The organism is Microcoleus sp. AS-A8 (assembly GCA_039962225.1).
Classification (GTDB): domain Bacteria; phylum Cyanobacteriota; class Cyanobacteriia; order Cyanobacteriales; family Coleofasciculaceae; genus Allocoleopsis.
In genome coordinates this window covers 121,126-146,978 of the sequence record JAMPKV010000001.1, presented here as the reverse complement: position 1 = coordinate 146,978, position 25,853 = coordinate 121,126, and the positions used below count along the sequence as shown (strand labels likewise).

The 25,853-nt window shown below is 46.9% G+C and carries 17 protein-coding genes, 1 tRNA gene and 1 pseudogene; 10 read left to right on the top strand and 9 right to left on the bottom strand.

The window, feature by feature from the left end; translation table 11 throughout:
* Positions 1-236: 236 nt before the first annotated feature.
* From NDI48_00615 to NDI48_00590, 6 genes are all read right to left on the bottom strand, one after another.
* Positions 237-1,289 carry a WG repeat-containing protein gene (locus NDI48_00615; GenBank protein ID MEP0829705.1) on the bottom strand — a complete coding sequence of 351 codons (1,053 nt, stop codon included), beginning with the start codon at positions 1,287-1,289 and terminating at the stop codon, positions 237-239.
* Positions 1,290-1,367: 78 nt separating this feature from the next.
* The gene (locus tag NDI48_00610) at positions 1,368-2,360 is read right to left on the bottom strand and encodes a WG repeat-containing protein (GenBank protein MEP0829704.1); all 993 of its coding nucleotides are present in this window, start codon (positions 2,358-2,360) and stop codon (positions 1,368-1,370) included.
* A gap of 377 nt (positions 2,361-2,737) precedes the next feature.
* A tRNA-Val gene (locus NDI48_00605) sits at positions 2,738-2,809 on the bottom strand.
* 946 nt (positions 2,810-3,755) lie between these two features.
* Positions 3,756-5,093 (bottom strand): pentapeptide repeat-containing protein, encoded by a 1,338-nt coding sequence (locus NDI48_00600; protein MEP0829703.1) that lies wholly within the window; start codon positions 5,091-5,093, stop codon positions 3,756-3,758.
* Between the two features lie 171 nt (positions 5,094-5,264).
* The gene (radC, locus tag NDI48_00595) at positions 5,265-5,996 is read right to left on the bottom strand and encodes a DNA repair protein RadC (protein MEP0829702.1); all 732 of its coding nucleotides are present in this window, start codon (positions 5,994-5,996) and stop codon (positions 5,265-5,267) included.
* Between the two features lie 193 nt (positions 5,997-6,189).
* Positions 6,190-7,158: a phosphoribulokinase gene (locus tag NDI48_00590; GenBank protein ID MEP0829701.1), complete on the bottom strand. Its 969-nt coding sequence runs from the start codon at positions 7,156-7,158 to the stop codon at positions 6,190-6,192.
* A gap of 263 nt (positions 7,159-7,421) precedes the next feature.
* On the opposite strand from NDI48_00590, the gene NDI48_00585 reads away from it, so the two are divergent.
* The 8 genes from NDI48_00585 (at position 7,422) to NDI48_00550 (ending at position 18,681) form a co-directional block, all read left to right on the top strand.
* Positions 7,422-7,967, top strand: a complete 546-nt coding sequence (locus tag NDI48_00585) for a DUF3172 domain-containing protein (GenBank protein ID MEP0829700.1) — start codon at positions 7,422-7,424, stop codon at positions 7,965-7,967.
* 481 nt (positions 7,968-8,448) lie between these two features.
* Positions 8,449-9,333 carry a 16S rRNA (adenine(1518)-N(6)/adenine(1519)-N(6))-dimethyltransferase RsmA gene (gene rsmA / locus NDI48_00580; GenBank protein ID MEP0829699.1) on the top strand — a complete coding sequence of 295 codons (885 nt, stop codon included), beginning with the start codon at positions 8,449-8,451 and terminating at the stop codon, positions 9,331-9,333.
* A 31-nt stretch (positions 9,334-9,364) separates the two neighbouring features.
* Positions 9,365-10,318, top strand: a complete 954-nt coding sequence (gene ispE / locus NDI48_00575) for a 4-(cytidine 5'-diphospho)-2-C-methyl-D-erythritol kinase (protein ID MEP0829698.1) — start codon at positions 9,365-9,367, stop codon at positions 10,316-10,318.
* 246 nt (positions 10,319-10,564) lie between these two features.
* A complete protein-coding gene (locus NDI48_00570) occupies positions 10,565-10,900 on the top strand; it encodes a metalloregulator ArsR/SmtB family transcription factor (protein ID MEP0829697.1) in 336 nt (111 codons plus the stop codon).
* Positions 10,885-11,502: an SRPBCC domain-containing protein gene (locus NDI48_00565; protein ID MEP0829696.1), complete on the top strand. Its 618-nt coding sequence runs from the start codon at positions 10,885-10,887 to the stop codon at positions 11,500-11,502. The genes NDI48_00570 and NDI48_00565 overlap by 16 nt, the downstream gene beginning before the upstream one ends.
* 14 nt (positions 11,503-11,516) lie before the next feature.
* Positions 11,517-12,407, top strand: coding sequence for a prolyl oligopeptidase family serine peptidase (locus NDI48_00560; protein MEP0829695.1), 891 nt, complete (start codon positions 11,517-11,519; stop codon positions 12,405-12,407).
* Positions 12,408-12,456: 49 nt separating this feature from the next.
* The gene (locus NDI48_00555; GenBank protein MEP0829694.1) at positions 12,457-13,119 is read left to right on the top strand and encodes a glutathione S-transferase family protein; all 663 of its coding nucleotides are present in this window, start codon (positions 12,457-12,459) and stop codon (positions 13,117-13,119) included.
* Between the two features lie 387 nt (positions 13,120-13,506).
* Positions 13,507-18,681 carry a CHAT domain-containing protein gene (locus tag NDI48_00550; protein ID MEP0829693.1) on the top strand — a complete coding sequence of 1,725 codons (5,175 nt, stop codon included), beginning with the start codon at positions 13,507-13,509 and terminating at the stop codon, positions 18,679-18,681.
* A 192-nt stretch (positions 18,682-18,873) separates the two neighbouring features.
* Here the strand turns inward: NDI48_00550 and NDI48_00545 are convergent, their stop codons facing one another.
* On the bottom strand, positions 18,874-20,493 hold the full coding sequence (locus tag NDI48_00545) for an ATP-binding cassette domain-containing protein (protein ID MEP0829692.1): 1,620 nt from the start codon (positions 20,491-20,493) through the stop codon (positions 18,874-18,876).
* 401 nt (positions 20,494-20,894) lie between these two features.
* Here NDI48_00545 and NDI48_00540 point away from each other — a divergent pair, with 401 nt between their 5' ends.
* Positions 20,895-22,340, top strand: coding sequence for an acyl-CoA thioesterase/BAAT N-terminal domain-containing protein (locus tag NDI48_00540; GenBank protein ID MEP0829691.1), 1,446 nt, complete (start codon positions 20,895-20,897; stop codon positions 22,338-22,340).
* A gap of 205 nt (positions 22,341-22,545) precedes the next feature.
* Positions 22,546-23,343: pseudogene (locus NDI48_00535) on the top strand (alpha/beta hydrolase).
* Between the two features lie 432 nt (positions 23,344-23,775).
* On the opposite strand, the gene NDI48_00530 reads toward NDI48_00535, so the two are convergent.
* Positions 23,776-24,738, bottom strand: coding sequence for an aldo/keto reductase (locus NDI48_00530; GenBank protein MEP0829690.1), 963 nt, complete (start codon positions 24,736-24,738; stop codon positions 23,776-23,778).
* Between the two features lie 205 nt (positions 24,739-24,943).
* Positions 24,944-25,849 (bottom strand): hypothetical protein, encoded by a 906-nt coding sequence (locus tag NDI48_00525; protein MEP0829689.1) that lies wholly within the window; start codon positions 25,847-25,849, stop codon positions 24,944-24,946.
* Between the last annotated feature and the right edge of the window lie 4 nt (positions 25,850-25,853).

The window sequence follows — 25,853 nt, the reverse complement described above, 5'->3', positions numbered from 1 at the left end:
TATCGTTTTATGAGTACAATGACAATGTTCTGGAATATTGTCATCAACCTATTGAATTAACATAGAAGTGTTCGTCTGATGGGAAAAAAGGTACCAATATTTCCCACAGTTCTGAGTTTTTTGTGTTGTATTTTTTCGGGTCAATGCCATGCGTTCGACACCACGCGATCGCGCCCAACTGCTCAATCAAACAGTGGTGGCGATCGCACCTCTGACATCGAACGCCAAAAACTCTTTCATCGACTGATGTAGCCCCACTTGTCTTTGATCATGACGGGGGCTAGCCCTTCCGAAAAACTTTTCGCATCCCTAAACTCTGTGGGAATAACGACTTTGCCTGTCTTATCAATGTAAACCCAAGACCAAAAAACAGGAACGTGCCCTTCATGATCGCCATATAACGCTACGGCTGCCAGCCCTTCGGAAAAGTTCGTTGCTCTACTAAACTTAGGCTGGATCGCCATTTTTCCTGTCTTGTCGATATAGCCGACACTACATTGACCAAAACTTGAACAAAGAACAGGTTCCTCAGTCCTATTTACGGCTAATAGTCCTTCAGAAAAAGTCAATCCACAAGTATCAGATTGTTGTTTGAGAAGCTTCCCGGTTTTATCAATACAGTGCGGCTTTTCCCCAATCCAAACTTTAGCTTGCCCTTGTTGAAAGCTTTCTGCTCTATCAAACTGGGGCTTAATAACGAATTTCCCGGTTTTGTTAATATAGCCACTTTTATTGCCGACGACGGCTACTGCGACGCCTTCAGAAAAGCTGCCTGAACCCTCAAATTTGGGTTGGATGATGAATTTCCCGGTTTTGTCAATATAACCACTCTTGTTGCCAATCCTGACTGCTGCGACGCCTTGAGAAAAGTTGGTTACAAACTCAAATTTGGGTTGGATGACAAATTTCCCGGTTTTGTCGATGTAGCCCCACTTTTTTTCGCCAACCTGGACTCCTGCGACGCCTTCGGAAAAGGTCTTAAAAGACCTGGCTTCATTCTCATAGGACTCGGAAATAGACTCAAATTGAGGTTGGATGACGAGTTTGCCCGTTTTGTCAATAAACCCCCATTTGTCGCCAATTTTGACAGCCGCTAACCCTTCGGAGAATCTGTGGGCATCATCAAACTGAGGTTGAATGACGAGTTTGCCGATTTGAGACGTTACGTTTTGTTTGCTATTAGATGTAACGGGCAATGCTCTAGAGGCATCCTGTGCGTCTAAAGGTTGGCTGCTAGAAGCAAACATCAAAACGCTGAGGCAAACTAAACAAAGGCTAACTGTCTTCATGGCAAGAGCAACTTCACAAGTCAAGATTCTTAGGCTTGTTCAAGTTAGTCAGCGATCGCCCGTAGAAAGTTCCTTTCCCTACTGCAAGTTAATAACCCGATTGCCCGTTTTGTCGATATAGCCCCACTGAAAACCCATTTGTACCACTGCCAGCCCTTCGGAAAAGGGATAAGCAAACGTAAACTGTGGCTTGATCGCTATTTTACCCGTCTTGTCCATATAGCCCTTGCCATTAGTTGAAGGGACTACTGCTAGCCCTTCGGAAAAGGAACCGACTTCGCCAAACTGCGGCTGGATGGCGATGTTTCCAGTCTTGTCGATGTAGCCATACTTATCGCCAATTTCTACCACGGCCAACCCCTCACAGAAGGGAAACGCACGATTATATTGTGCGGGGATGACTAAGTTGCCAGTCTGATCGATATAGCCTGACTTATTTCCAATTCGTACTGGTGCGACGCCTTCGGAAAAGTCAGAGGCAAAGTTAAATTGCGGCTGGATGGCGATGTTGCCAGTCTTGTCGATATAGCCATATTTATCGCCAATTTCTACTGCTGCCAGCCCTTGAGAAAAATGATAGGCTTCGTCAAACTTAGGCGGGATGACTAGGTTGCCAGTCTTGTCGATATAGCCCCATTGATTGCCAATTTGTACTGCCGCCAGCCCTTGAGAAAAGCGATAAGCTTGATCGAACTGGGGCTGGATAACTGTCTTGCCCGTTTTGTCGATCGCACCATATTTAGTGCCAATCTTGACGATTGCCAGTCCATCGGAAAACTCATAAGCATCATTAAACATCCGTTGGATGGCAATCTTGCCAGTCTTGTCGATATAACCCCACTGAGGACCGATCCATACGGCTGCGACGCCTTCGGAAAAGGAAAAAGCGTTGGTTAGCTTGATAACGATGTCCCTGGTTCTGTCATTCTGTAACGGCAAAGATGGCAGTGGTAATGAAAATCTGGGAGCATCGGGGGGTGATGGAGGGGGAGTTGCGAGGCTGGGATGGATTAGGGGTTGTATGGCGATCGCAAATACCATCGCGACTGCACCCACGATAAACCGAGCCAATACTCCTTTCCTCAACGTTTTGAATAGCATTAGATTCTGACGCCGTAATTGTTCTGACTGATGGCGGCTTTGACGTGAGCTACAGGGTTACTCGAATATAGCCAGCGTCAATTAGCACCATACCCGGTCGATATCCTCTCATCAACCTTCGGTCAATTAAAGCTAAGCGTCACTCCGGCTTTTTCTTGAATTAAGGAATGTTCTCACCACCATCGCCCCCTATGTTTCCACTGTCCTCACTGTCAGACATTTATGTCTCATGTAACATCCGACAAGCATAAGTTGACTAGAGACAATTACAAGCATAAAGTGACTATTATGGACAACTTATGGTTGTAGTGACAGACAATTAATTAGTCACTGTACAAAAAATAAAATGGGCGATACTGGATTTGAACCAGTGACCCCTTCCGTGTGAAGGAAGTGCGCTACCCCTGTGCTAATCGCCCGTAAGTAACCAATGTACCACAAGGGAGCGGCTTTTGTCATTGCGAGCGCGTGCAGTTGTTTTGCCTAAACTGCCCTTGCTGTACCCCAAATCCTTCAACTTGGTGTGCAAATGGGTGTCAAAAAGCGCAAAACTAGGACGTCAAAAGGCTGTCTCGCGACGGAGAATGACAAAGATCGGATAAGACTGAGATGGCGGTATCAGGGAAATGCCTAGCGCCATGCCGAAAAAATCGCTTACAGCGCATACTCGTGGGAGCCTTTTCGGCTATGGCAGCGATCGCAGTCCCTTGCAAGCAAAAACGGGTGCTTTAGCTTGCACCCGCTGGCGTTTGGTGTGAGGAACTGTGGTCTATCTGAACTTTGGAATTTGATGTCTTCATCATAGGAACTCATACCCATGAGCCACATGAGGAGAAAGTCATGAATTTAACTGTGACTTTTGTCATGGGCGATCGCTGGCTTTTGCTTGGCGGATTTACCTAAATGGAGAGATGAGCCAGACATCAAGAGAAATCTAAGATGCTAGTGATTTCCAAGCATCTCAGTCTTTTCTTCTACTGGTGATACCATGCTAAAACTGATTTGGTGTTTGACTAAGCCGCTGCGCGTTCTTGCAGGATTGGTATTTATATTAGTCGGTAGCATTCCTACCCTTCTAATTCCGGGGCTTGGGCTATTCCTTGGTCTGCCCTTCCTTTTGATAGGCTGGTGCTTGGTGATGAGTTGATGAGCTGCCTAAACCCAGCCAACAACACTTCTGATTTGTGAAACCGCCAGCTCTCGAGCACTGTGAGCCTTAGCTTTGATCAGAGCTGTGTCCGGTTGCTTGTACCAACGCTGCGATCGCTAGCGAATGCCAAGCTGTTGCAGGCACCCGTCGCCGCTAATAAATCGGGTGCCTTAACTTCCATAAGGTTTTTTTTAATGATAGTTACCTGAGCTGGCTTACTCTGGTTTCATCCAGCCTTTGATAGCCGCTTTTGCCACTTTGAGATACTTGTTTTCTAAGACAAACTCGTCAATTGCTGCTTCGCCAGTCGCTTGCAATGCACCAACAACACGTTTCTTGAACTTAGGAGTGGTTTCGTCATTGATGTGTTCAATCTTTTCAGCCTCTGTCGCACTGGGATTAGTCTGCTCTAGCTGCTGAAGCAGCTGTTGAATCTCTGCTGCTGCTTCAGCTAGCGTTTGCTTTTGCTCTGGTGCGTAGTTGTGTTGAATAGCTTGACCTTGCTGCCGACTGCCAGACTGAGCTGTGTCTACATAACTGCCAATGCTGATATTTGCGCCACGCTGGTCGTATTTTGACTGTTCTGCCATTAGCTTTGGAACCTCGCCTAACTGGTTTTGTAATTGATTAACTAAATAGAATAATCGATTAATTTCTTTATCTTTATCTTCTAGTCTGGCTTGATATTTTGGCTCTAATGCTTTTTCTGCAAATTCATAGCCCTGTAGAAAATCATTATAAATTTTGCCCTTATCTGTATCAGGAAGGACAGTGACCCTGATCAGAACAACGCCATCTCCTTTATTTTCAATACTCCGAATGGCTAGTGGAATACCTTCGTTTTCAACTTGTGTATTGTGAAATGAGTAAGCAAAAGCTTTCCAGTTAACCCCTTCATTGAAGATTAGGTCAACTGTGTCTAGCGAATCCTGAACGAGTTTTAGAAAATCTCCACGTACAAAGCTACCCATGTGCGGACGGCGTTCTTGCTGACCTCGCTTTAAGTAAACATAGTCACAAATCACGTCATCAAGCTTTGTAAATCTATTGATGTGCCAGTCTTCTATGCATACTCCAGTGAATATTGCCTGACTAAAGTTAGTATGCAAAGCACTGATTCTGCTTAGGTCTGCTTGACTAAGGTCTGCCCTACATAGATTTGCCTCGTTTAAATTTGCCTCCTCTAAGTTAGCTCCACTAAGGTTGGAGCCACTAAGATTCGTTTTACGGAAATAGGCTACTGGCCTATCTATAGAAGAGTCTTTAAGAAAGATAAAAACAAAATTATTTTCTGTTATTTCTATATCTGTAGGGTTTCTCTCACTGAGGCTTGCAGAGCTAAGGTTGGCTCGTCTGAGATTTGCTCCTTGTAAGATTGCCTGACTGAGGTTTGCACCACGCAAATCCACTTGGTTAAGGTCAGTTTCACGGAGGCCTGCTTTCTCAAGATTGACCCTACTAAGGTCAGGCTTAATGTCGCGACAACACTCCCGCCAACTATTCCAAGCCTTTGCTCCTTTTTTGAGTATTTCAAGATGCTCCTCATTTGCCATCTAGCGCTAACCCATCAGCTCAGCATCGCCCCAGGCTAACCACCCTTTCACTCATCCCCCGTGATCGCGATCGCACGCTAGGGCAGGTGTTTGCAGGGGCTAAACGCTGTTGTTTTTGCAGAAAATTCGATAGCACAAGTTAGCGCCAAGCAACAACAAAGGCAAACTGTGTTAATCTCCCTGTGGATATTCATTCCATAGCGAAGTCGTGATACGCAAACTCTGATGATTCCCATTCCCTAAAATCAAATGATCCAGGATGGGAATGCAGAGTAATTGCCCTGCCTGCAAAAGCTGTGTAGTCAGGTTAATATCTTCCGAACTCGGTTCCACACTTCCAGTAGGATGATTGTGAGCAATGATGACCCTTGTTGCTCCCTGTCGCAGCACCTCTCGGAAAATATCGCGGGGATTTGCCAATGTCTCCGTTGCCGTGCCAATCGTAATCACCTTAGTCCCCAACAACTGATTCTTCGCATCCAACAGCAACACTGCAAATCGTTCCTGAGTTTGCCACATCAAATCGTGACTGAGGGCAGCCGCTGCTGCTGTGGGGCTATCAATCACTGTACGTTGCGAAGGGCGAGACTGAAATGCCCGTTTCCCCAACTCAACAGCGGCTAGAATTGTTGTTGCCTTGGCTGGCCCCACACCGTGAAATTCCATCAACTCCTGAGGGTGGATGTCTCGCAACACCTCCATCGGATCGCGCTGGTTTTGGCCTAACTGCTGCAAAATGTATTGTCCCAAACCGATCGCAGAAAGCTTGCCTTTTCCTTGACCTGTACCTAACAAAATCGCTATTAGTTCCGCTGTTGTCAGATTTTTAGCTCCCTCCACCATTAATCGCTCACGAGGGCGCTCGCTGGTTGGAATATCGGCAATTCTGAGGCTATACGTCATAGATGCAGGCTCATGAAGACTCAAGGGTATTAATTTTAGTAATCCCTTTTCCAGACTTGAAACTGACATCGGCCTCAAAAATCCCCAGCCGTTAACAGTAGGTTTGTCCTCCCCATATGTGGCAATGATACAGATGAGATGGCTGTGACATCTTCATCAGGCTTATTTAAGCAATCACCTCAAAGCCAAGGAACTAAACACTAAGGCTGGGTTCGGCTGAGTCAAAGATATTGGCCGCTTTGATCATGTGATAAGTAATGAGTAGCTGCGTTAGGGCAAGAGGATAGCTTTGGAGCGTTTCCCCAGTTGTTCCTGTAACTTTACCAATATCTTGATTCCCTTCCAGACTACAGAATTGACCTAAATAGGGAATTTCATTACAGAGTAACCGTTCTAGCTCTTTGACCTGTTCGTCAGTCGCATGACCATCAATTTCGAGAACATCAACCGGCTTACCCATATCGCGATCGAGTTCTAAGCGAATCGCTGAACTGAGATGGGATTTGCTGGGATTGAGAATTCCCGTAAAGTCGGGGTGCGGGATAGTGGGTCTGAGTACCAGATGTACATTCAGCAATAAATCGCTCTGCTCCGATGTATCATCGTCAGGCGGATAAAAGCTGACGACAATGTCTGACCACTTGCGCTGAGGACGGATAAATTCTTCTGAGTCTGATTCACGCTTCCTCAATTGATCGAGAACCTGTTCTTCGGTATACCCCCGCTTACGTGTATCGCGCTTGATTTTCCACTGTGCCCGTAGAGATTCCGGCGGTGCTAAATAAACTTTGACATCAAAGCAATCCCGCGATTCACGAGTCGCATAACCCAGCAATCCCTCAACAATCACAAACTTGCTGGGCTTAATGTACTCCGGCGCATCAAACGAGCCGGTGCTGTGGTTGTAAATGGGCTTGAGAATGGGTTGTCCCTGGCGGAGCAGACTCAAGTGTTGCTCAATAATATCTAGATAGTTGCAGTCGGGGTGCAAGGCTGAAATTCCCAATTCAGCTCGCTGCTTGCGATCATAGCGGTGGTAATCATCCGTACAAATAACCGTGACTTGATCGGTGCCTAAAACTTGAGCAATTCCCCTCGTCAGAGTTGTTTTTCCGGCAGCGCTATCACCGACGATTCCAAGGATAATAGGACGACTAGTCATAGTTATTTTTACTGCTGGACTGGTTAGTGTAGTGGACTGGTGATTGTAAAATAATCCCACACTTACGATAGATTTTTGTAAGGTTCGGATTCACAACAATGTATCCAAAAACAGCTCAACACTTCACGCATCAGCGCCACCTTACGCTTCAGACTGTAACCGACAATATGTCAAGTGGCAGCATCTATAGGCATACTGAGAGAAGGAGAGCAGTTGCAACTACTCCTCCCCATCCTCTTAACGTTGACGAAGCATAAGCAACGATGAAACGTAAATCCAGGTTCACTCCCCCTAATGATAGGGATAGCTTCTCCACTTCTAAGCCTGCGAGTTCCATATTCACGCCCCTAGTACTTTTTGCTTTTGCGGCGATCTTTATACTAGGAGTTGGGGTGGGCATTGCTTTTAGCTCCACAGCGACGTTCAACCCAGAAAATGTGGCATCCCGCGAAGTCATTGACCGCAGTGTACCGAACGCTGAACTCTGTGTTCAATATGGTGCCAGCTCGATCGTTACGGATATGCGTGTGTTTGTGACACTCAATCCCTTTAATGTCTTTGTTACCCAGCCGACCATGCGGCCTGGGTGTGTACTACGTCAGAATAACTGGTCAATCTTGGAGCAGAAGAACTTGGTAACCTCCGATCAGGTGCGTGACTGCAAACGACGGATGAATACCTTTGGCTTCACCGGCGACCTAAATAGCAAACCTGAAATCGAGTGCATCTATCAAAACGAGGCAGCCGGTAACCTCTTCCTGAATCAGCCAGGGAGTGTTGGGCCAAAATCAGAAACGAATAATTTCTAAATTGCCAATCAAGCGACCTCAACAGAGCTATGGTCTTCTAGATTCAGGTAGTTTACTCCTTTAAATCTACCCCAGCCAATCCCGCTGATTAAATCAATCAAGTGTATTGCCATATCACCCAATTGGATAATCCGATCAGGTGAAGCCTGAGAATTTTGGGAAACTTATGATCACGGAAGATTTCATCAGAAGGCAACCCCACAGGCTTGACTCCAGTGGGGTTTTTTATAGCGAAAAAATAGAAGCAGCGACGCGTTTCAGGGATAACTACGGTTCTTCTACATAGGATTGCTGTTCTTCGTAAACTGCTGATCTCTGTGTTAACTCCACAATCAAAGTGCAAACGCTCCTGGCTCCTCGGTACAATTAGCAATTGACATTCTCCCCTGTTAACTGTAAAAACCTACTCGCGGACGCGGCTTACCTCTCCCGTTATAGCCCTCTGAGGACGAGAGCGGGAGTCTCCTGCCGCGAAGAAAAGATGACTCCAAAAGCCCGTAAACAATTTGCACAACATTGGCTACGCAGCGAGGAGGCGCTCAACAAAATTGTTGCAGCCGCTCAGTTGCAAAAGAGCGATGGCCCAAACCGGAGCTTTAGTGAGGACAGCGCCAAAGGCAATCGCATCCTGGAAATTGGCCCCGGCACTGGCATTCTCACCCGTCGCTTATTGCCGGAAGCTCAATCTGTGGTCGCCGTGGAGATTGACCGCGACTTGTGCAAGCTTTTAGTCCAAAAGTTGAGGTCGTTTGATAACTTTTTGCTGCTGCAAGGCGACTTTCTTACCCTCGACTTAGATGCACAGCTAGCCTCCTTCCCCGCCTTTCAGAACCCCAAGAAAGTTGTTGCCAATATTCCGTACAACATTACTGGCCCCATTTTAGAGAAGCTACTGGGTACCATTTCTCAACCAGCCGCTGACCCCTTTGATTTAATCGTCCTCTTGGTGCAAAAAGAGGTCGCCGAACGGTTGTATGCAAAGCCCAGTTCGAGAGCCTTCGGTGCACTGTCAGTACGGGTGCAGTATTTAGCCGAGTGTGAATTAATCTGTGAGGTACCAGCAAAAGCCTTCTCCCCTCCCCCCAAAGTTGATTCTGCCGTCGTGCGGTTGCGTCCACGAATGGTGGAACCCCCAGCCACTGACCCCAAATGGTTAGAGACATTGCTGAAACTGGGCTTTTCTAGCAAGCGGAAAATGTTGCGAAATAATTTGAAATCGGTAGTAGAGAGTGATCACCTTACCCAGTTGCTGGAACAATTAGATGTTAACCCCCAAGCTCGCGCAGAAGACCTGAGCGTGCAACAGTGGGTTGCTTTGAGTAACTTGTTAACCGATTTTAGACCGGGAATGTCAGACCCAATCTAAAATCCCAAATCCTTGCATCCAAAATCGAGTAATGCGCTCCTACTCTCTAATTGCCCCAGCCAAAATCAATCTGTATTTGGAAATTCTAGGCGATCGCCCTGATGGATATCACGAGTTGGCGATGATTCTTCAGAGTATTGAGTTAGCCGACCAAATTGAAGTCCGTGCGATCGGCACCGATACCATCCTCATCCACTGCGACCATCCCCAAGTGCCGAGTGACTCAAGCAACCTCGCCTACCGAGCCGTAGAATTGATGGCTAAGGTATTTCCCGATGTCTTCGCTAAGTTTGGTGGTGTGGAAATTACCATCAAAAAACATATTCCTGTAGCGGCTGGACTGGCGGGAGGTTCGACCAATGCTGCCGCTGTTTTAGTGGGAGTCGATATGATGTGGCAGTTGGGACTCACGCAGCCGGAATTACAAGACTTAGCCGCACAGCTTGGCTCAGATGTTCCCTTTTGTTTGGCAGGGGGCACAGCGCTGGCGACAGGTCGAGGTGAGCAACTTAATTCGCTATCGGCTCTCGATTCTCTTTATGTTGTCTTAGCGAAAGACCGTAACCTCATGATTTCGACCCCGTGGGCTTACAAAGCTTATCGCTCTGAGTTTGGTCATACATATGTGCGCGATACACAGAGTTTGGAATCCCGTGCCCATCGAGTTCATTCGGGGCCAATGGTTAACGCGATTCGCCACAAAGATGGCTCAGAAATTGGTCGGTTGCTGCACAATGATTTAGAAAAAGTGGTGCTGCCCACCACTCCGCAAGTGGCACAACTGAGGGAAGCGTTTCAAAGTAGCGGTGCTTTAGGAACCATGATGTCTGGATCGGGGCCAACTGTATTTGCGTTGTGCGAGTCAGAGGCTCACGCGCAGGAGATTCGGCAAAGAGTCAGGGGCATGATTCCCAACCCCGATGTGGATTTCTGGGTGACACGGTTTTCTACTCGGGGCATTCAGATTGTCTCGTCCGTCAGTTGAAGGTTGAAGGTTAACAAGCTTGCAGGTTAAAAGCTGTCTGCCCAGGCGTGTGGCGACACCTAATTAGGGGAAGTTCCAAGGTTCCAGCGCTTCGCTATCGCCTAGCGCTGCTGCTTACAGCAGATCGCATCCTTTTAGTGGGTGCGGCGCTTTGCTGTTGGAATTCTACAATCGATTGACATTTAAGCAAATGCTTATGTATTCTAATAACAGTTAAGCATTTGCTTAAGTATTGAGTTTCTCTGTATGAGTAGACCTGCCGCTAGTGCTGATATTTTTCAGGCGATCGCAGATCCAACCCGACGCGCTCTCCTGGATCGGCTACGCGACGGCGAACAATCGGTGAAGCAGCTTGCTGAACCCTTTGAGATGTCAATGCCAGCCATTTCCCAGCACTTGCATATCCTTTGTGATGCGGGTTTAGTCACCCAGCGCAAAGTAGGACGCCAGCGCCTCTATCAGCTTAATCCTGAGCCTCTCAAGGAAGTATCCGACTGGGTGAATCCTTATGAGCAGTTCTGGCAAGAGAAACTCGATGCTCTTGGCAAGTATTTGGAGGAAAATCCATGCTCAGAGACTTAAAGCTAGATGTCTTTTACCCCTATTCTCCCGAAAGGGTTTGGCAGGCGATTACAAACCGACGTGTGTTGGCACAATGGTTGATGGAGAACGACTTTGAGCCACGAGTTGGACATAAATTCCGGTTTGAGCCTCAGCCACACCAAGGAGTGAATGAAGCCATCCACTGCGAGGTTATTGAACTCGATGAACCCAGGAGTCTTTCCTATACTTGGCGGGGGGGGTTGATGGGGAAGCCAACAATTGTGACGTGGAGACTGGTACCGATGGCAGGGGGTACACAGCTTCAGCTTGAACATAAGGGTTTTGAGAGTCATGCAATTGCCTCCGTCACGGCTGTGCGATCGCTCGCATCAAGTCTGCTAACGCATCATGAGCAGACATGGCTAGACAACTCTATGCCTAAGGCATTTATGGACACTCGAATGCCAGAGCCAATTGAGCCAAAAATGTCATTTTCTAGAGGATATGGAAGAGTCGAGAGCTTTGATACTGTTACTCTCAACTTTTATGTCAATGGGGGTTGGCACGCTGTCCTGAACAAAAGACTCCAGAATCTGTTGAGCGATCGTACTCAACAAATAAGTGTTCGTAGTCCGGCTTAAGGGCAAGGAAGTGAATGATGTCTAGCCTAGAATCACTCTTATTAGCGGGCGTACCTGTTTTAGTTCGTCCGCCTGCCAACCCCAGCTTAAGCACCCCACTCATCATTCTGTGGCACGGTGCCGGTATACCGGGTAGCAAGGAGATGCTGGCAGAAATATTACCGCTTGAAGAGGTGCAAGCTTGGAAAGCCTATCTCGGACTGCCACTGTTTGGAAAGCGTCTGCCAGTTGGCGGTACTGATGAGATGACGCGGCGACAGCTAGAAGACTACGTGTTACAGGCGCTGCTTCCTACTGTCGAACAAGCCATGCAAGAGTTACCGGATGTTGTTCGTGCATTGCAAGCGCGATTTAGCATCGATGACAGGGAAGGGATTGGTTTGTTTGGTTTCTCGGTTGGTGGTATCGCCGCATTACTCACCTTACTGGAAAGTCCTTTGCCAATTACTACAGCTGTGCTAGCTGGCGTTACCAAAGACCTTGCATCGGCTGTGAACAACTATGAACGTATAGTTCAGGCAGCATATCCTACGCTCAAAGAGCAATATCCTTGGGTAGAGAAGCGCTATCGCTGGAGTGCCGAGTCACAAGTGGCTAAACAACGCTTAGACTTTCTTTCTCGTGCTTCAAACTTGCAAAAGCACCAACCAATGCCTGCTGTTTTGTTTGTACATGGTTCACAGGACGAGATATTTCCTGCTAGTGAAGTAGAGGAATTGTATACGACTCTTGCACCGTATTATGAGCAAGCTGCTCAGTCGAAGCGTTTGTCTATGCGAACTTTTGAGCATCTGAAGCATAACATCGATCTGGAAGCCGCCAAAAATTCTCCGGATATGCAACAGGATATCGCTGAACTTCAACGGATTGTATCAGCATGGTTTAGTCAACATTTAATTTCCTGAGATATTGACTTTTAGAAAGTGATGTTTAAAAAACTTTAAAGGCATCAATATGTTGAAGCTTTATCATATCCCTCTGTCTGCAAACTCTCGTCGGGTCTGGATTACCCTCCTGGAAAAAAGTCTTTCTTTTGAGGAAGTTATACTTAAATTAGATGGCGATCAATATCAAGAAGAGTTTCTGAAACTTAATCCCTTTCACCATATTCCTGTTTTAGTCGATGATGACTTTAGGGTAGTCGAATCTTTGGCTATTCTTGACTACTTGGAAGCCAAGTACCCTACGCCATCACTTATGCCTACTGATGCCAAAGCAATCGCAACTGTACGCATGGTGGAACTCGTCACAATTAATGAACTCTTGCCTCCCACGATTCGGTTGACGAGTCAGGCGCTGGGTGTATTGGAAAATGAAGCCGAAAAGTTGGAGAAGGCTCATCAGAAAGTTCTCTCGGTACTGACTTTCTTTGAAAGCTTACTCGGTGATTCTCCCTATTTTGGTAGCGAATTCCTAACCCTGGGTGATATTGCTGCTGGAACAGTCGTGCCTCAGCTTCCAAGTATGGGTGTATCGCTGGATGACTATCCAAAAATTCAGGCTTGGTCTGAGCGTTTAATGGCGCGTGATTCGTGGCAAAAAACGCAGCCGAGTCCGGAAGCGATCGCCGCGTCTCTGCCTCAAATTAAAGCGCTCATGAAAGCGTATCTGATGTAGACTCACATCTTGCACCATCCCCCTAAGCCGCCTGAAAAAGGGCGAAACACTTGATATATTAAGTTTAAAAAAGTTATTTTAACGGCTGACTCAATTTTTGAAAAACAATTTTAAAATCTAATTTTCGCCAAAAAAATCGGATTATTGACGATTATCCAGATTTTACTGAAAATAATTTCCCTTGAGAGGAAAATATTGAGACAAGCCCTTGCGGAAAAGCATTGTTGGCTAGTGTTGTAATCTTTAATATATCCGGTTTGTTTAAAAGTCATTTGAATCAGATTAGTTGTGCTTAATTGATAAACATTAATTAAGCATTGTTCGTTTTGGATAGGGGACATTTGCCATAAAAATATAATTTCTTTACAGGATAATCCAGGAATTCCTATGGCAGCACTAATTTCCATTGTGATAACGGTGTATAACCGAGAGCGTTACCTTAAGGCTGCAATTGAGAGTGTTCTCTCACAAACGCTAGGAGATTTTGAGCTATTGGTGTGGGATGATGGCTCTAGCGATCGCTCCCTTAGGATTGCCCAGGAATATGCCTGCAAGGACAGCCGTGTCCGGGTGGTGGCGGCAGAACATCAAGGACGAGTGCGATCGCTCAAAGATGCGATCGCGCAAACGACAGGAACCTACCTCGGTCTAGTAGACAGCGATGACTTACTAGCACCCACAACGCTCTACGAAACAGCCCGTGTACTCAATGCCCAGCCAGACGTAGGCTTAGTCTACAGCGATTATTTGGTTATTGATGCCAACGGCACCGTTGCAGGTTACGGAACTCGCTGCCAAATTCCGTATTCCAAGGAAGGACTGTTACGTAAGTTCATGACCTTCCACTTTCGATTGATGCGCCGTTCGGCCTTCGAGCAAGCAGGCGGTATTGACGACTCTTTACAAGCTGCGGAAGATTACGACTTGTGCCTGCGGCTTTCTGAGGTGACGAAAGTAAGGCGTGTGCAAAAGCCACTGTACTACTACCGCAATCACCTAGAGAACATCACTCACCAACAGCAAATCGAACTCAGCGTTGGTGCGCGTGAGGCAGTAGCACGGGCACTTGAACGCCGAGGACTCACTATTCCATGCACAGTACCCATTGGTCAGTTCTCCTGGAATCCTGGGGAGAGCTTAGTTGGGACAAAAAAGGGTAACAGAACAACCCAATTGCTGAGTCTGGGCTTTACCAGACAAGGCTTTTCCAGAAGAATCAGTCCGCTACTCGTCACTCTTTCCTTAATGGGAGCGATCGCACTCAAGCCAGCACAAGCACAACTCATTACCCCAGCTTCTGATGGAACTGGCACCGTCGTCACCCCCAATGATAACCGTTTCGACATCACGGGGGGAACAACGAGTGGTGCCAATCTGTTTCACAGCTTTACTCAATTTGGCGTCGAGCAAAACCAGACTGCTAACTTTATCTCAAATCCTTCGATTCAAAACATCCTCGGGCGCGTTAACGGTGGAAATCCCTCAATTATCAATGGTCTGATTCAAGTGACGGGGGGGAATTCCAATCTCTTTTTAATGAACCCAGCTGGCATTCTTTTCGGCCCAGGAGCCAGCTTAAACGTACCCGCTTCATTCACGGCGACGACAGCAACTGGCATTGGTTTTAACAATGGGTGGTTTAATGCCTTTGGCTCGAATGACTATAGCCAATTAGTTGGCACGCCTAGCTTGTTTGCTTTCAATAGCAGCAATACAGGTGACTTGGTTAATCAGGGGCAATTAGCGGTGGGTGCCGGGCAGAATCTTGCACTTGTGGGCAGTACTGTTGTTAACCAGGGGACTCTGACCTCACCTGGGGGTAATATCACGATCGCAGCAGTACCCGAACAGAACTTACTTCGCATCTCTCAAGAAGGAAGTCTTTTGAGTTTGGAGATTCAGCCGATAGGGGCACCAAACTCCGGGACTCTACCGAGTAACTTTTCACCGTTATCCCTACCTGAGTTACTCACGGGCGGTTCTCAACCTGCTACGGCAATGGTTTCCGGCACGATTGACACCTCTTCAACGCAAACCGGTGGCAATGTACAGGTTGTGGCGAACAACATCAAGCTTTCGAGCGCAAACATCAATGCATCTGGCACGAATGGGGGTGGGACAGTACGGATTGGGGGTGATTATCAAGGCAAGGGTAATCTACCCAATGCGTCTCGTACCGTTGTGAGTAGTGACTCTGCGATCGCAGCCGATAGTCTCTTAGATGGCAATGGCGGTCGAGTCATTATTTGGTCTGATAATAACACCAGCTTCTCTGGTCAGATTAGTGTTCGTGGCGGTTCTAGAAGTGGTGATGGTGGCTTTGTTGAGATATCGAGTAAAAACTCTTTAAACTATGCAGGAAAGGTCGATGCTCTAGCCCCTTTTGGGAATGCCGGGACGCTATTACTTGACCCAACCAACATCGAAATCGTAGCCACAGGTGGTAATGCAACATTAGATAATGTCAATAACTTTGATGACCCTGATCTCCCTGGCGGTACGCGAGTAGATGTCACCGTTCTTAATAATGCAACGGCTAACGTCATCCTGCAAGCAACTAATAACATTATCTTTAGTGCGGAAGTCAGCATTACTAGACCCAATATTGGAATCACCGCCCAAGCTGGCAACAATATTACAGTCAACCAACCCATCACCACAAATGGCGGTAATCTTGTCTTCAGAGCGAATGATAATACTGCCAACACAGCAACGGGTGCGGGCAGAGTATTCATTAATGCACCCATTGATACAAATGGAGGTAACTTTAGCAGTAGTGGTGTTAACTTCACAAGTACTGGATTTGATATCAATACAAACGGATTCTTCGGTAGTAATAGTGGAGCTATCAACATCACCAGCAGTGATTCTATTAATACGGGAAATCTTAATTCCTCTGCATTAAATCCTGAAGGTTCTGCTACAGCTGGTGATGTAGAGCTAACAGCTGGAGGCAGTATCACAACGGGTATACTTAATTCTTCTGCATCTGCTGCTTTTGGTGCGGCTACAGCGGGTCGCGTACAGCTAACAGCTGGAGGTAGTATCACAACGGGCGCACTTAATTCTTCTGCATCTGCTGATGCTGGGGCTACAGCGGGTCGCGTACAGCTAACAGCTATAAACAATATCACAACGGGTGCTATTAATACTTCAGGTTCTGGTTCTGGCTCCGGAAGAATCTCTTCAGGGGGAGCGGTTACCTTAAATAGTACTGGAGGAAGTATCCAAACGGATGCCATTGATTCCTTTTTTAACGGCAGCAACGCTTACGGTTCAGAAGGAGGTTTAGTTAACTTAACGGCGCTTGGTGATATCACAACGGGTGCGATTAATGCTTCTTCTTTAAACTCTTCTGGAGGAAGTATTGGAGGGGCAATATCTAGAGCGGGTTCGGTTAATTTAAGTGGACGAAACATCACATTTGACAGCATATTCACCCAAGGTTTTTCTAGTGCAACTGACGGGCCGATGAATGTCAGAGGTGGTGATGTCCAAATTGTTGCGAACGGAGTTGTCAGAGGAACTGGAACAATTAGTGCTATTTTTAATGATTTTGTTCCTCCCGGCACTACCCTATCAACCCAAACAACTGGCCCAGGAATTCCTCAGTTAAGCTCCGTTTCAATTCAACACGATGGCGGACCGAATAACGTTGACTTTACGGTGGGGGCAGGGTCGCCTGTCAATGGTATAGTTGGCTCGATTATTGCTAACACCAACACACTAACAACAGGCTCATTTCCAGTCTTAGCCAATGGTGGTACTGCTGCCGGAACTGGGAACGGAATTACGCTGATTTCCGTTAACACTCCACCCACTCTGACCGCAAACACTCAACTTGTGGGAACACAACCCAATCAACCTGTTACCTTCAGGTTTGGGGATTTAAATCCGGTTGAGGGTGATGTTAATAACGATAACACTACGGTTCAAATTACCTCGATTACAGGAACCTTAACGAGAAATGGTGTACCACTAACAGCAGGAGACATTGTTGCAGCTGATGATATTTTGGTTTACACCCCGCCTGCAAATACTACGGGTCAGGTTGTTGCCTTTACGATTAGATCGAGCGATCGCGTTTCCTTCTCCACTCCGCAACAGATAGGAATCAACGTTACTCCCACGCCAACCCCAACCCCAACCATCACCCCACCTCCAACACCAACCCCAACACCAACCCCAACACCAACCCCAACACCAACACCAACCCCAATACTAGGAAATCCGCTTCCAGAGCAAATTTCCCCACCACAACCGTTGCTAACGGTAACCCTACCCCCGGTTGAAATTGACCCAGTTGTGGCACAAATCGAAAGATCCTTAACCAATCAATTCAAGGAGTATTTAGGGTTACCGATTGAAATACCGATTAGATCCCTCGATCAAGAACGTGAGATTCTCAACCAAATCGAGAGGGCAACGGGGATTAAGCCAGCGATGGTTTATGTGACATTTGTACCCCCAACTCTGGGCGCGACTTCAGCCGGTACCCCACGCCCAGAAAATCCTCTCCCCCAAGACAGCGACGAACTGGAACTGGTTGTTGTGACAGCCAAAGAGCCACCCATTCGCAAACGGGTAATCGGTGCAACCAGGGCGCAAGTCCTGAAAAGGGCTGGAGAATTCCGCAGCAAAGTGACCGATTCCAGAAACCGTAGTGGCTACCTCGCTCCAAGTCAACAATTGTACCAGTGGTTAATGGCTCCCTTAGAGCCGAGTTTACAAGAACGACAAATTAACAATCTGGTGTTCCTGATGGATACTGGCTTACGTTCTTTGCCGGTTGCCGCGCTCCACGACGGGAAAGGATTTTTGATTGAGCGCTATAGTGTCGGCTTGATGCCGAGTCTCAGCCTCACCGATACCCTGTACAAAGACATCAAAAATGCCCAGGTTCTGGCGATGGGAGCCAAGACATTTAAAGACCAAAACCCCTTACCCGCCGTACCCACGGAAGTGTCAGCGATCGCCGGGAGGTTATGGCAAGGCAAGTCTTTCCTCGATAGTGGCTTTACCCTGGGTAATTTAAAGGCGGCACGACAGCAACAACCGTTTGGCATTATCCACCTAGCGACTCATGGCGATTTCAAACCGGGCGCTCCGAGTAACTCCTATATTCAATTGTGGGGTGACCAAAAATTGCGCCTCGACCAAATGCGGCAACTCGGTTGGAATAACCCACCCGTAGAGCTTTTAGTTCTGAGTGCTTGTCGCACGGCTTTGGGAGATCAGCAGGCGGAGTTGGGTTTTGCAGGGTTTGCGGTATTGGCAGGGGTTAAGTCAGCGATGGCAAGTCTGTGGTACGTTAGCGACCAAGGGACATTGGGGTTGATGACGGACTTTTACCAGCAGTTGAACAGTGCCCCAATTAAAGCGGAAGCGCTGAGGCAGGCTCAATTGTCGATGATTAAAGGAGAGGTGCGCTTGGAGGATGGTAAACTCCGTACTCCTAGTGTGGAGATTCCCTTGCCGCCAGAGTTGGTGGAACTGGGAAATCAAACGTTGGAGCATCCCTATTATTGGTCTGCTTTCACGATGATTGGCAATCCTTGGTAATAGACATCTCTGATCGGATTGGCTAAGTAGGTTAGCATTAATATTTGTCGTTGAGGCAAGGCAGAAGGCAGAAGGCAGAAGGCAGAAGGAAAAAGGCAGTTTGCGTAGCATGGCCGCTAGGGCATAGGGAAGAGTGTTTTCTGCTCTTAACATTTGTTGAGATACCTGCGTTTATTGATTCCTATCTACTGCTCAAACCTGATGCAGGTGATTCACTAATTCCTCGTAATATTCTGCCGTTTCATCCGGTAAATAATTTGTTCTTTGCAGCATTCGATCGCGCAAGCAATATGAATTCGTAATCTGAATACGGCTGAGAAAATCTAAATCGTGGGAAATTACCCAAAGTCCACCGTGATATTCATTCACCGCTTGCACCATCTGCTCCACTGTGGGAATATCCAGATTGTTCGTCGGTTCATCCAGAATCAGCAAATCAATTTTGGAAATTCCCAGCATTGCTAGTGCCAATCTCGCTAATTCCCCTCCACTCAACACCGATGCCGATTTATAAACATCATCATTGAAGAAGAGAAAATGTCCAAGCTGCTGTCGGATAAGTTGATACTCTAGGTCTGGATTTGCGGCTTGTATATTCTCTACAATTGTGAAATCTCGATTCACCAATTCATAGGTTTGATCGAGATACACGACATTCATAGTTCGAGAAACCGATACCTCACCCGATTCCAGAAAGGCGTGTGTTCCTTCCCTGTTGAGAATTGCTTTTGCCAAGCTAGATTTACCGGAACCATTTGCCCCAGCGATCGCAACTCGCTCCCCAGAAGCCAGATGAAACTTAATGTTCTCGATCAACAGGCGATTAGCAACCCAGAGATTCGCCCCCTGAATTTCAATTAGATTTTTGTGCTTTTGACTAGTTTGTTCAAGCTGAATACTTGTTGCTTTATTCGTTCTAACTTTCGTCTCGACCACTTTTTGATCGGCATCTGAAATAGCTGCCTCATGTTTCTGCTTCAGTTTTCCAGCCGTCACTTCAGCTTTTCGCCTTAATCCTCCGGCTGCCATTTTGTCAATACTGCCACTCAAAAATTTTTGGCGACCATTTCTCCGAGATTGGGCGGCGCGTTGCTGCTCTTGCATGGCAGCAGCTTTGGCACGTTTGAACTCTTTTTTAGCAACTTCGTGCGAGCGCAATCTTGCCTCTAATTCTGCCTGTTTCTGCTCTCGATATAATGAGAAATTCCCACCGTATACACTCACTCCATTAGGCGTCAGTTCCCAAGTCGTATCAACAACGCGATCGAGAAAGAAAGGCTTGTGAGAAACAATCACAAACGCACCATCGAACTGCTTGAGAAATTGCGACAGTTCCTCCAGTGCCAGATAATCCATATGATTAGTCGGTTCATCCAGCAGCAGGACATTGGGTTGTTGGGACAAACCGATCGCTAAAAATAGCTTCGTTAGTTCGCCACCGCTTAAAGAAGCGATCGCATTAGACAAATCCAGCATTGTGTTGAACTGCGTCTCCAGAATATCGCTAATTTTCCACCACTCATCAGAGATGGAAAAAAGGAAATTTTGCACCGTATCCGCTTTGATTTGCTGTCGAATCGTGCTGATTTGAGGTAAAGAGTAGATCGATGCATTGCGCCAAACAGAACCGGTACTAGGCTCGATTTGTCCTGCCAGAATTTGCAGCAGCGTCGATTTACCAACTCCATTCGCACCGACAAGCGCCACGCGCTCGCCTACAGCAAGGCTTAATTGCACATTTTTGAATAGCGTGCGATCGGGCGGAAGTTCATACGTCAAGCCGTCAGCCAACACATAGGGCTGTTGTGGCATATTGACCACCTCAAAGTTATGAATTGTTGAAAAGGCTCAGACAGGAATTGCTGGCAGCAGAACGTTATCTTGTGTTCGGTGCGTCACTGCTGCAATCCTGTAAAAGATTTAGATTAGCTTTTGTTGTAGCGTCGTTACTTCATTTCTGGATTTTAGATCGAGGAATCCGTATTACATGATATACTACATTAAAGAATTTGACAATTCCTTTCGCGGTCAAATCGTGTATTCACTCAACTAGGCGCAAATCACTAAGACTAAAGTACGTTGCACAGTAGGGAGTAGGCTTCACCCCATCAGTTCACCTGATTGGGTGAACATCTTAGTGAACGTAAGATGGGACAGTAGGTAAACTAACTGTTTTTTCGAGAGGGCGTTTTCAATATTCATTAGATATATATATGGTTTGGAAAGGCGATCGCCCCGAAGATGAACAAGCTGCCCAACGAGCGGGTGTACGCTTTCAATGGGCATGGGATTGGACCTGTGCAACATCAAGAAGTGATCGTCCCTTAGCTGTCTTATTGCTATGTGAACAAATCTATGATTCAGATGGAACTCGTAACGCTTGTGTAAAAGCCGTGCAATTCTCTGCAACTATTGAAACCACCCCTCAGACAGCGTTAATTGATGAATCCGTAAGCATCCGCTTGCTGGGTTTTCAACCCAACAAATCTGTGACACTACGAGCAACAATGCCAGATGACTTGGGGCGGGTGTGGAGCGCTTATGCTACGTTCAAACCGGATGACGAGGGCAACGTTGATTTGAGTTCAATGCCTCCAGATTCCGGAAGCTATAGTGGCATTGACTCGATGGGTTTATTTTGGTCAATGACTCTGGAAGATACCGCTGGTGCATTGCCAATGTTTATCAAAACAGGGGTTGCGCCGACTACGGTATCTCTAATTGCTGAAGTAGATGGCAATACGGTTGCTACTGCTAGTCTAGAGCGATTATTTGTGGCAGCAGATGTTTCCGATACGTCAGTGCGGCAAGAGGGATTGGTAGGAGAGTTGTTCGCACCTCCAGGGGATAACCTTCCTGCTGTACTTGTTGTGACTGGCTCAGATGGGGGATTCGGATGGGCAGGAACCGTCGCACCGCTACTAGCTTCTCACGGCTATGCAGCGCTGGCTTTAGCCTATTTCGACTATCAGGGAATGGAAGGGCTGCCGACGAGTTTAATGGAAATTCCCCTAGAGTATTTTGAGCGTGCGATCGCCTGGATGGGCAAGCAGCCGCAAGTGAATAGGGAGCAACTCGCCGTTGTTGGCATCTCCAGGGGCGGTGAATTAGCACTGTTGTTGGGGTCAACTTTCCCTGAGATCAAGTCCGTTGTTGCTTATGTTCCTAGTGGAGTTGTGTGGCAGAGTTTCACAATTGGCGCATCGGATGCGCCACGCTCCTCATGGACTTATCAAGGCAAGCCTGTGCCGTTTGTTCCTTTCCCAGAAGGGGCTAGCTTCACGATGGATGGAAAGACTCAACCACGGCAGATTCGCGAGGTAGCGCTAAAGAATCAATCCGCCGTAGCAGCAGCAATGATTCCAGTGGAGAAGATTAATGGATCAGTAATGTTGATTTCTGGTACAGCCGATTTTATCTGGCCTTCGGATGTCTTATCTGAGATGGTGGTGAATCGTCTAATGGAACACCAGCATCTTTATCCTGTAAAGCATCTGTGTTATCAGGATGTTGGTCATGGGTTTAGTGTACCTTACCTACCAATGGCACTAATCGGGGGTGGCAATCCTCAAGAGAACGCAATAGCTGGGGCGGAGGCTTGGTCAGAGATGTTGGATTTTCTGGCACAGCCGCAGAGAATAGGGACAACCCCACGCTAATTTATGAGATAAAAGTAACTGACTCCGATGAACTATGGTAACGCATCGATTCATCAATACAAATGGCATCAAGATGCACATTGCTGAACAAGGTGAGGGTCCGTTAGTCGTCTTGTGCCACGGCTTCCCAGAATGTTGATATTCCTGGCGGCACCAACTAAAAGCGCTCTCGGAGGCAGGTTACCATGTCGTAGCACCAGACCAACGGGGTTATGGTAAAACCGATCAACCTGAAGCGATTGAAGCCTACAACATTCTCGAATTAACAGCGGATATTGTTGGTCTTGTTGATGCCCTCAACGAAGAATATGCGGTCATCGTTGGTCATGACTGGGGGGCTGTCGTTGCCCGATATTGCTCCCTGTTAAGACCAGATATTTTCTCTGCCACCGTTTTGCTCAGTATCCCTTACAAGCCAAGAGCTTGGACTTCCATCCGTCCTACACAGGCACTCAAACGCATGGCTGGCGAGAACCAGCAGTTTTACCAACTGTACTTTCAGGAGCAAGGGTTAGCTGAGGCGGAACTCGAAGCGGATGTCCGCAAGACGATAAGCATGTTGCTCTACTCCGGCTCGGGAGACGCACCACCCCAGAAGCGATTGCGCCCCCTGTTCAGTAAATCCGAGAAGTTTCTTGACACTGGCACGCTGCCAGAGACGCTTCCTGCTTGGTTAACCGAACAAGACATCGACTTTTTCACAGACGAGTTTCAACGGACAGGTTTTCGAGGCGGACTGAATTGGTACCGGAACTCTGACCGGAACTGGGAACTGACGGCTTTTCTGAGTGGCGCAAAGCTGCACCAGCCTGCACTGTTTGTGGCAGGGGAGGAAGACGGGGTAATTGCGATGAACCGAAACGCTTTCGATGCAATGGGGGAAACAGTGCCGAACTTGAAGAAGAAGGTTTTGTTGCCAGGTGCCGGACACTGGATTCAACAGGAGCGCCCAACCGAGGTCAATCAATTGCTCACTGAGTTTTTGGTTGGTCTAGATACCTAACAATACGCACTATTAAGTCGTTATGCAAGAATAAGCGCAAAGATGGGTGTTGCTGCAAGTATCTCTCTAACTTGATATGGATTGATTTTTAGTGCAGGCAAACTCTCCCTCACTTATCAAGGCTATTTTAGATTCAAATTAATTGCCAATAATTCGGGTCTAAATCACTTTATATTTGCAGACTAATGGGGTCTCTTGCCTTACGCGGACGAACGAGTCGGAGCCTTCTTGGCAAATAGATGATGTCATAATTTGCACCTATTAAACACATTACTCTACAACAATATTATTCAGTTTTTTATAGGTGTTCTATCCTCAGACAGGACTGGCTCTATGACTAATTCTAGATAAAATTAAAAGAATTGCAAAAGTATGCCCAAGCACAATCGGGCTTAACATTTAAGGAAATACCCTTGTAATCGCCTCTCTCGCTCACGCTGACATTAATCGCTGGATGCGCTCTGGCTCCTCTCCCAACCAATCGGGATTCTGGGCAGTGCCGTCGTAAATTGATGAGGTTTTGAATGGCTCAAACTCGCCTCGTGATGCGGCTTCGGCTGTTTTTGCTAAGAGCGATCGCACTTGCTCGTCATTCATTGGCTGAAATGTCCGCACCGCTTCAAACGCTTGATCGAGAATCTCCATGCTGTCAATTCCCGTAATCACAACCGATGTGGGTAGATTCAGGGCATAGTGCAAACACTCAATTGGCGTTACCGTATTTGACTGTAAAAGAATACCGTTTGCCATGCTTTTCATGCCCAGAATGCCGATGTTTTGTTTGACCAGTTCTGGCACAACCAGTTTCCCAAAGCTCCGGTAGTGTGCATCCATCACACTCAGCGGCATCTGAACGGCATCAAACTTAAACCCCTGCTGGGCTGCAACTTCCAGCATATGCAGATGAATCTGGGGGTCTTTATGCCCGGTGAAGCCAATGTATCGGAGCTTGCCAGCTTCACGCGCCTCAATCAAAGCAGCATTCGCCCCTTCTGGGTCGAACACCCGATGCGGGTCTTCGTAGCGGAGGATTTCGTGGTGCTGGACGAGATCGATGCAATCAACTTGCAAGCGTTGCAATGATTCGTCTAGCTGTCTTGTGGCTTCTTTCTTGGAGCGACCGTCAATTTTCGTCATCAGGAATACTTTGTCTCGGTAGCCATCACGCAACGCTTTCCCCATGCGAATTTCGCTGACTCCACCGTTATAATCCCAACAGTTATCCATAAAGGTGATGCCGCGCTCGATCGCAGTGCGAACAATCCGGTTAGCCAGTTGCTCATCAACATGCTTTAAGCTGAGGTGCCAACCCCCCAATCCGATTACAGAAACTCTCTCTCCTGTGCTGCCGAGAGTTCGGTATAACATTTCTGAGTTTGACGTACTTTCTGACATCTGTTCTCCTTGTCTGCCAGCTATTGCTTAAGTGCATATAGCTATGAGCAAATTCAAACGCAAGGAAACGTTCACAACATCTTGCTAGAGACACACTAGAACTGGGTATTGACAATTTAGGCGGTGTGAGGTAAAGGGTTGAGTTGATGCATTACGCGCTCGCTCGTGAAGGCAAGATCCCCGACTTTTCTAAAAAGTCGGGGATCTAAACCGCTCTTGTTATTCTGGCAACCAATTCACGAGAGTGACATCCAACACGAGCGTAGGCTGCACATGAATCCCTTAGAGGACAAGCATATTCAGGTTTTTCTTCATAGAAATGTCGGAAGAAGCAAAGTCCTGAGTCACTATTGACAGGTTCAGCGATGTTGATAACCCTAAGCATGACCCTTCCCATATGAAACCCACAAATCTCTTTGGTTTCCCGTGGATCGAGTTGAGCCAACCAGAATTTGCAGACTTCATTCAGCAAGATATCGACATGTCCTGCATGGGTATTGATCCATGTAATGATGTCATCAATAATCAATACTCCTGTATCCGAGCGAAGGAAATCATGACGATAAGAAATGCGTAAGTCATAATGAAGCAAACAACTGCCTACTCTACGATGCGTTAACTCAGAGCGAATACGACGTAAATCCAAGAACCAATTCTCGTATGCAACCTTTAGTCGGTTATTAATTTCTGGAGGAAAGTCATTGCCATATTCCTCCTGTACTGCTTTGCTGAACAGTTTTTCAGTGGATTTGTTCTGCACGCCTCGCACATTTTTGTAAATTATGTAGATTGTATTTCGCAGACCGTCAAGGCAGGAATAAAGCTCACAGATTAAAGCCTCAATCATACTTGTAAACTCATTTGTCTTATCCATACTTGAGTAACCACGTTGATCAAGCTGGTTACGCTCTTCAACAAGTTCAGGAATCAAGTGTGTTGTTCGCGCTGCAAGAGTTTCAAACTTATTCCGATGATCTGTGATAGTTCCTAGAGCATTTAACAGGTTTTGGTTACTTGGAAATGGTGCACCATGCCATTTAGCAAATCGAGTGACGTAGTCCCATTGCTCAGGAACAAATATTAAAACTGTAGGTAGTCTTTCTGGAGGCATTTTA

Excerpts from the sequence above, each read along its gene's own strand:
- NDI48_00525 (MEP0829689.1), bottom strand. The coding sequence starts at position 25,849 with ATGCCTCCAGAAAGACTACCTACAGTTTTAATATTTGTTCCTGAGCAA.
- NDI48_00550 (MEP0829693.1), top strand. The coding sequence starts at position 13,507 with ATGGCAGCACTAATTTCCATTGTGATAACGGTGTATAACCGAGAGCGT.
- NDI48_00570 (MEP0829697.1), top strand. The coding sequence starts at position 10,565 with ATGAGTAGACCTGCCGCTAGTGCTGATATTTTTCAGGCGATCGCAGAT.
- NDI48_00590 (MEP0829701.1), bottom strand. The coding sequence starts at position 7,158 with ATGACTAGTCGTCCTATTATCCTTGGAATCGTCGGTGATAGCGCTGCC.
- NDI48_00600 (MEP0829703.1), bottom strand. The coding sequence starts at position 5,093 with ATGGCAAATGAGGAGCATCTTGAAATACTCAAAAAAGGAGCAAAGGCT.
- NDI48_00615 (MEP0829705.1), bottom strand. The coding sequence starts at position 1,289 with ATGAAGACAGTTAGCCTTTGTTTAGTTTGCCTCAGCGTTTTGATGTTT.
- NDI48_00530 (MEP0829690.1), bottom strand. The coding sequence starts at position 24,738 with ATGTCAGAAAGTACGTCAAACTCAGAAATGTTATACCGAACTCTCGGC.
- NDI48_00555 (MEP0829694.1), top strand. The coding sequence starts at position 12,457 with ATGTTGAAGCTTTATCATATCCCTCTGTCTGCAAACTCTCGTCGGGTC.
- ispE (MEP0829698.1), top strand. The coding sequence starts at position 9,365 with ATGCGCTCCTACTCTCTAATTGCCCCAGCCAAAATCAATCTGTATTTG.
- NDI48_00585 (MEP0829700.1), top strand. The coding sequence starts at position 7,422 with ATGAAACGTAAATCCAGGTTCACTCCCCCTAATGATAGGGATAGCTTC.
- NDI48_00545 (MEP0829692.1), bottom strand. The coding sequence starts at position 20,493 with ATGCCACAACAGCCCTATGTGTTGGCTGACGGCTTGACGTATGAACTT.
- NDI48_00560 (MEP0829695.1), top strand. The coding sequence starts at position 11,517 with ATGATGTCTAGCCTAGAATCACTCTTATTAGCGGGCGTACCTGTTTTA.
- radC (MEP0829702.1), bottom strand. The coding sequence starts at position 5,996 with ATGACGTATAGCCTCAGAATTGCCGATATTCCAACCAGCGAGCGCCCT.
- NDI48_00565 (MEP0829696.1), top strand. The coding sequence starts at position 10,885 with ATGCTCAGAGACTTAAAGCTAGATGTCTTTTACCCCTATTCTCCCGAA.
- rsmA (MEP0829699.1), top strand. The coding sequence starts at position 8,449 with ATGACTCCAAAAGCCCGTAAACAATTTGCACAACATTGGCTACGCAGC.
- NDI48_00540 (MEP0829691.1), top strand. The coding sequence starts at position 20,895 with ATGGTTTGGAAAGGCGATCGCCCCGAAGATGAACAAGCTGCCCAACGA.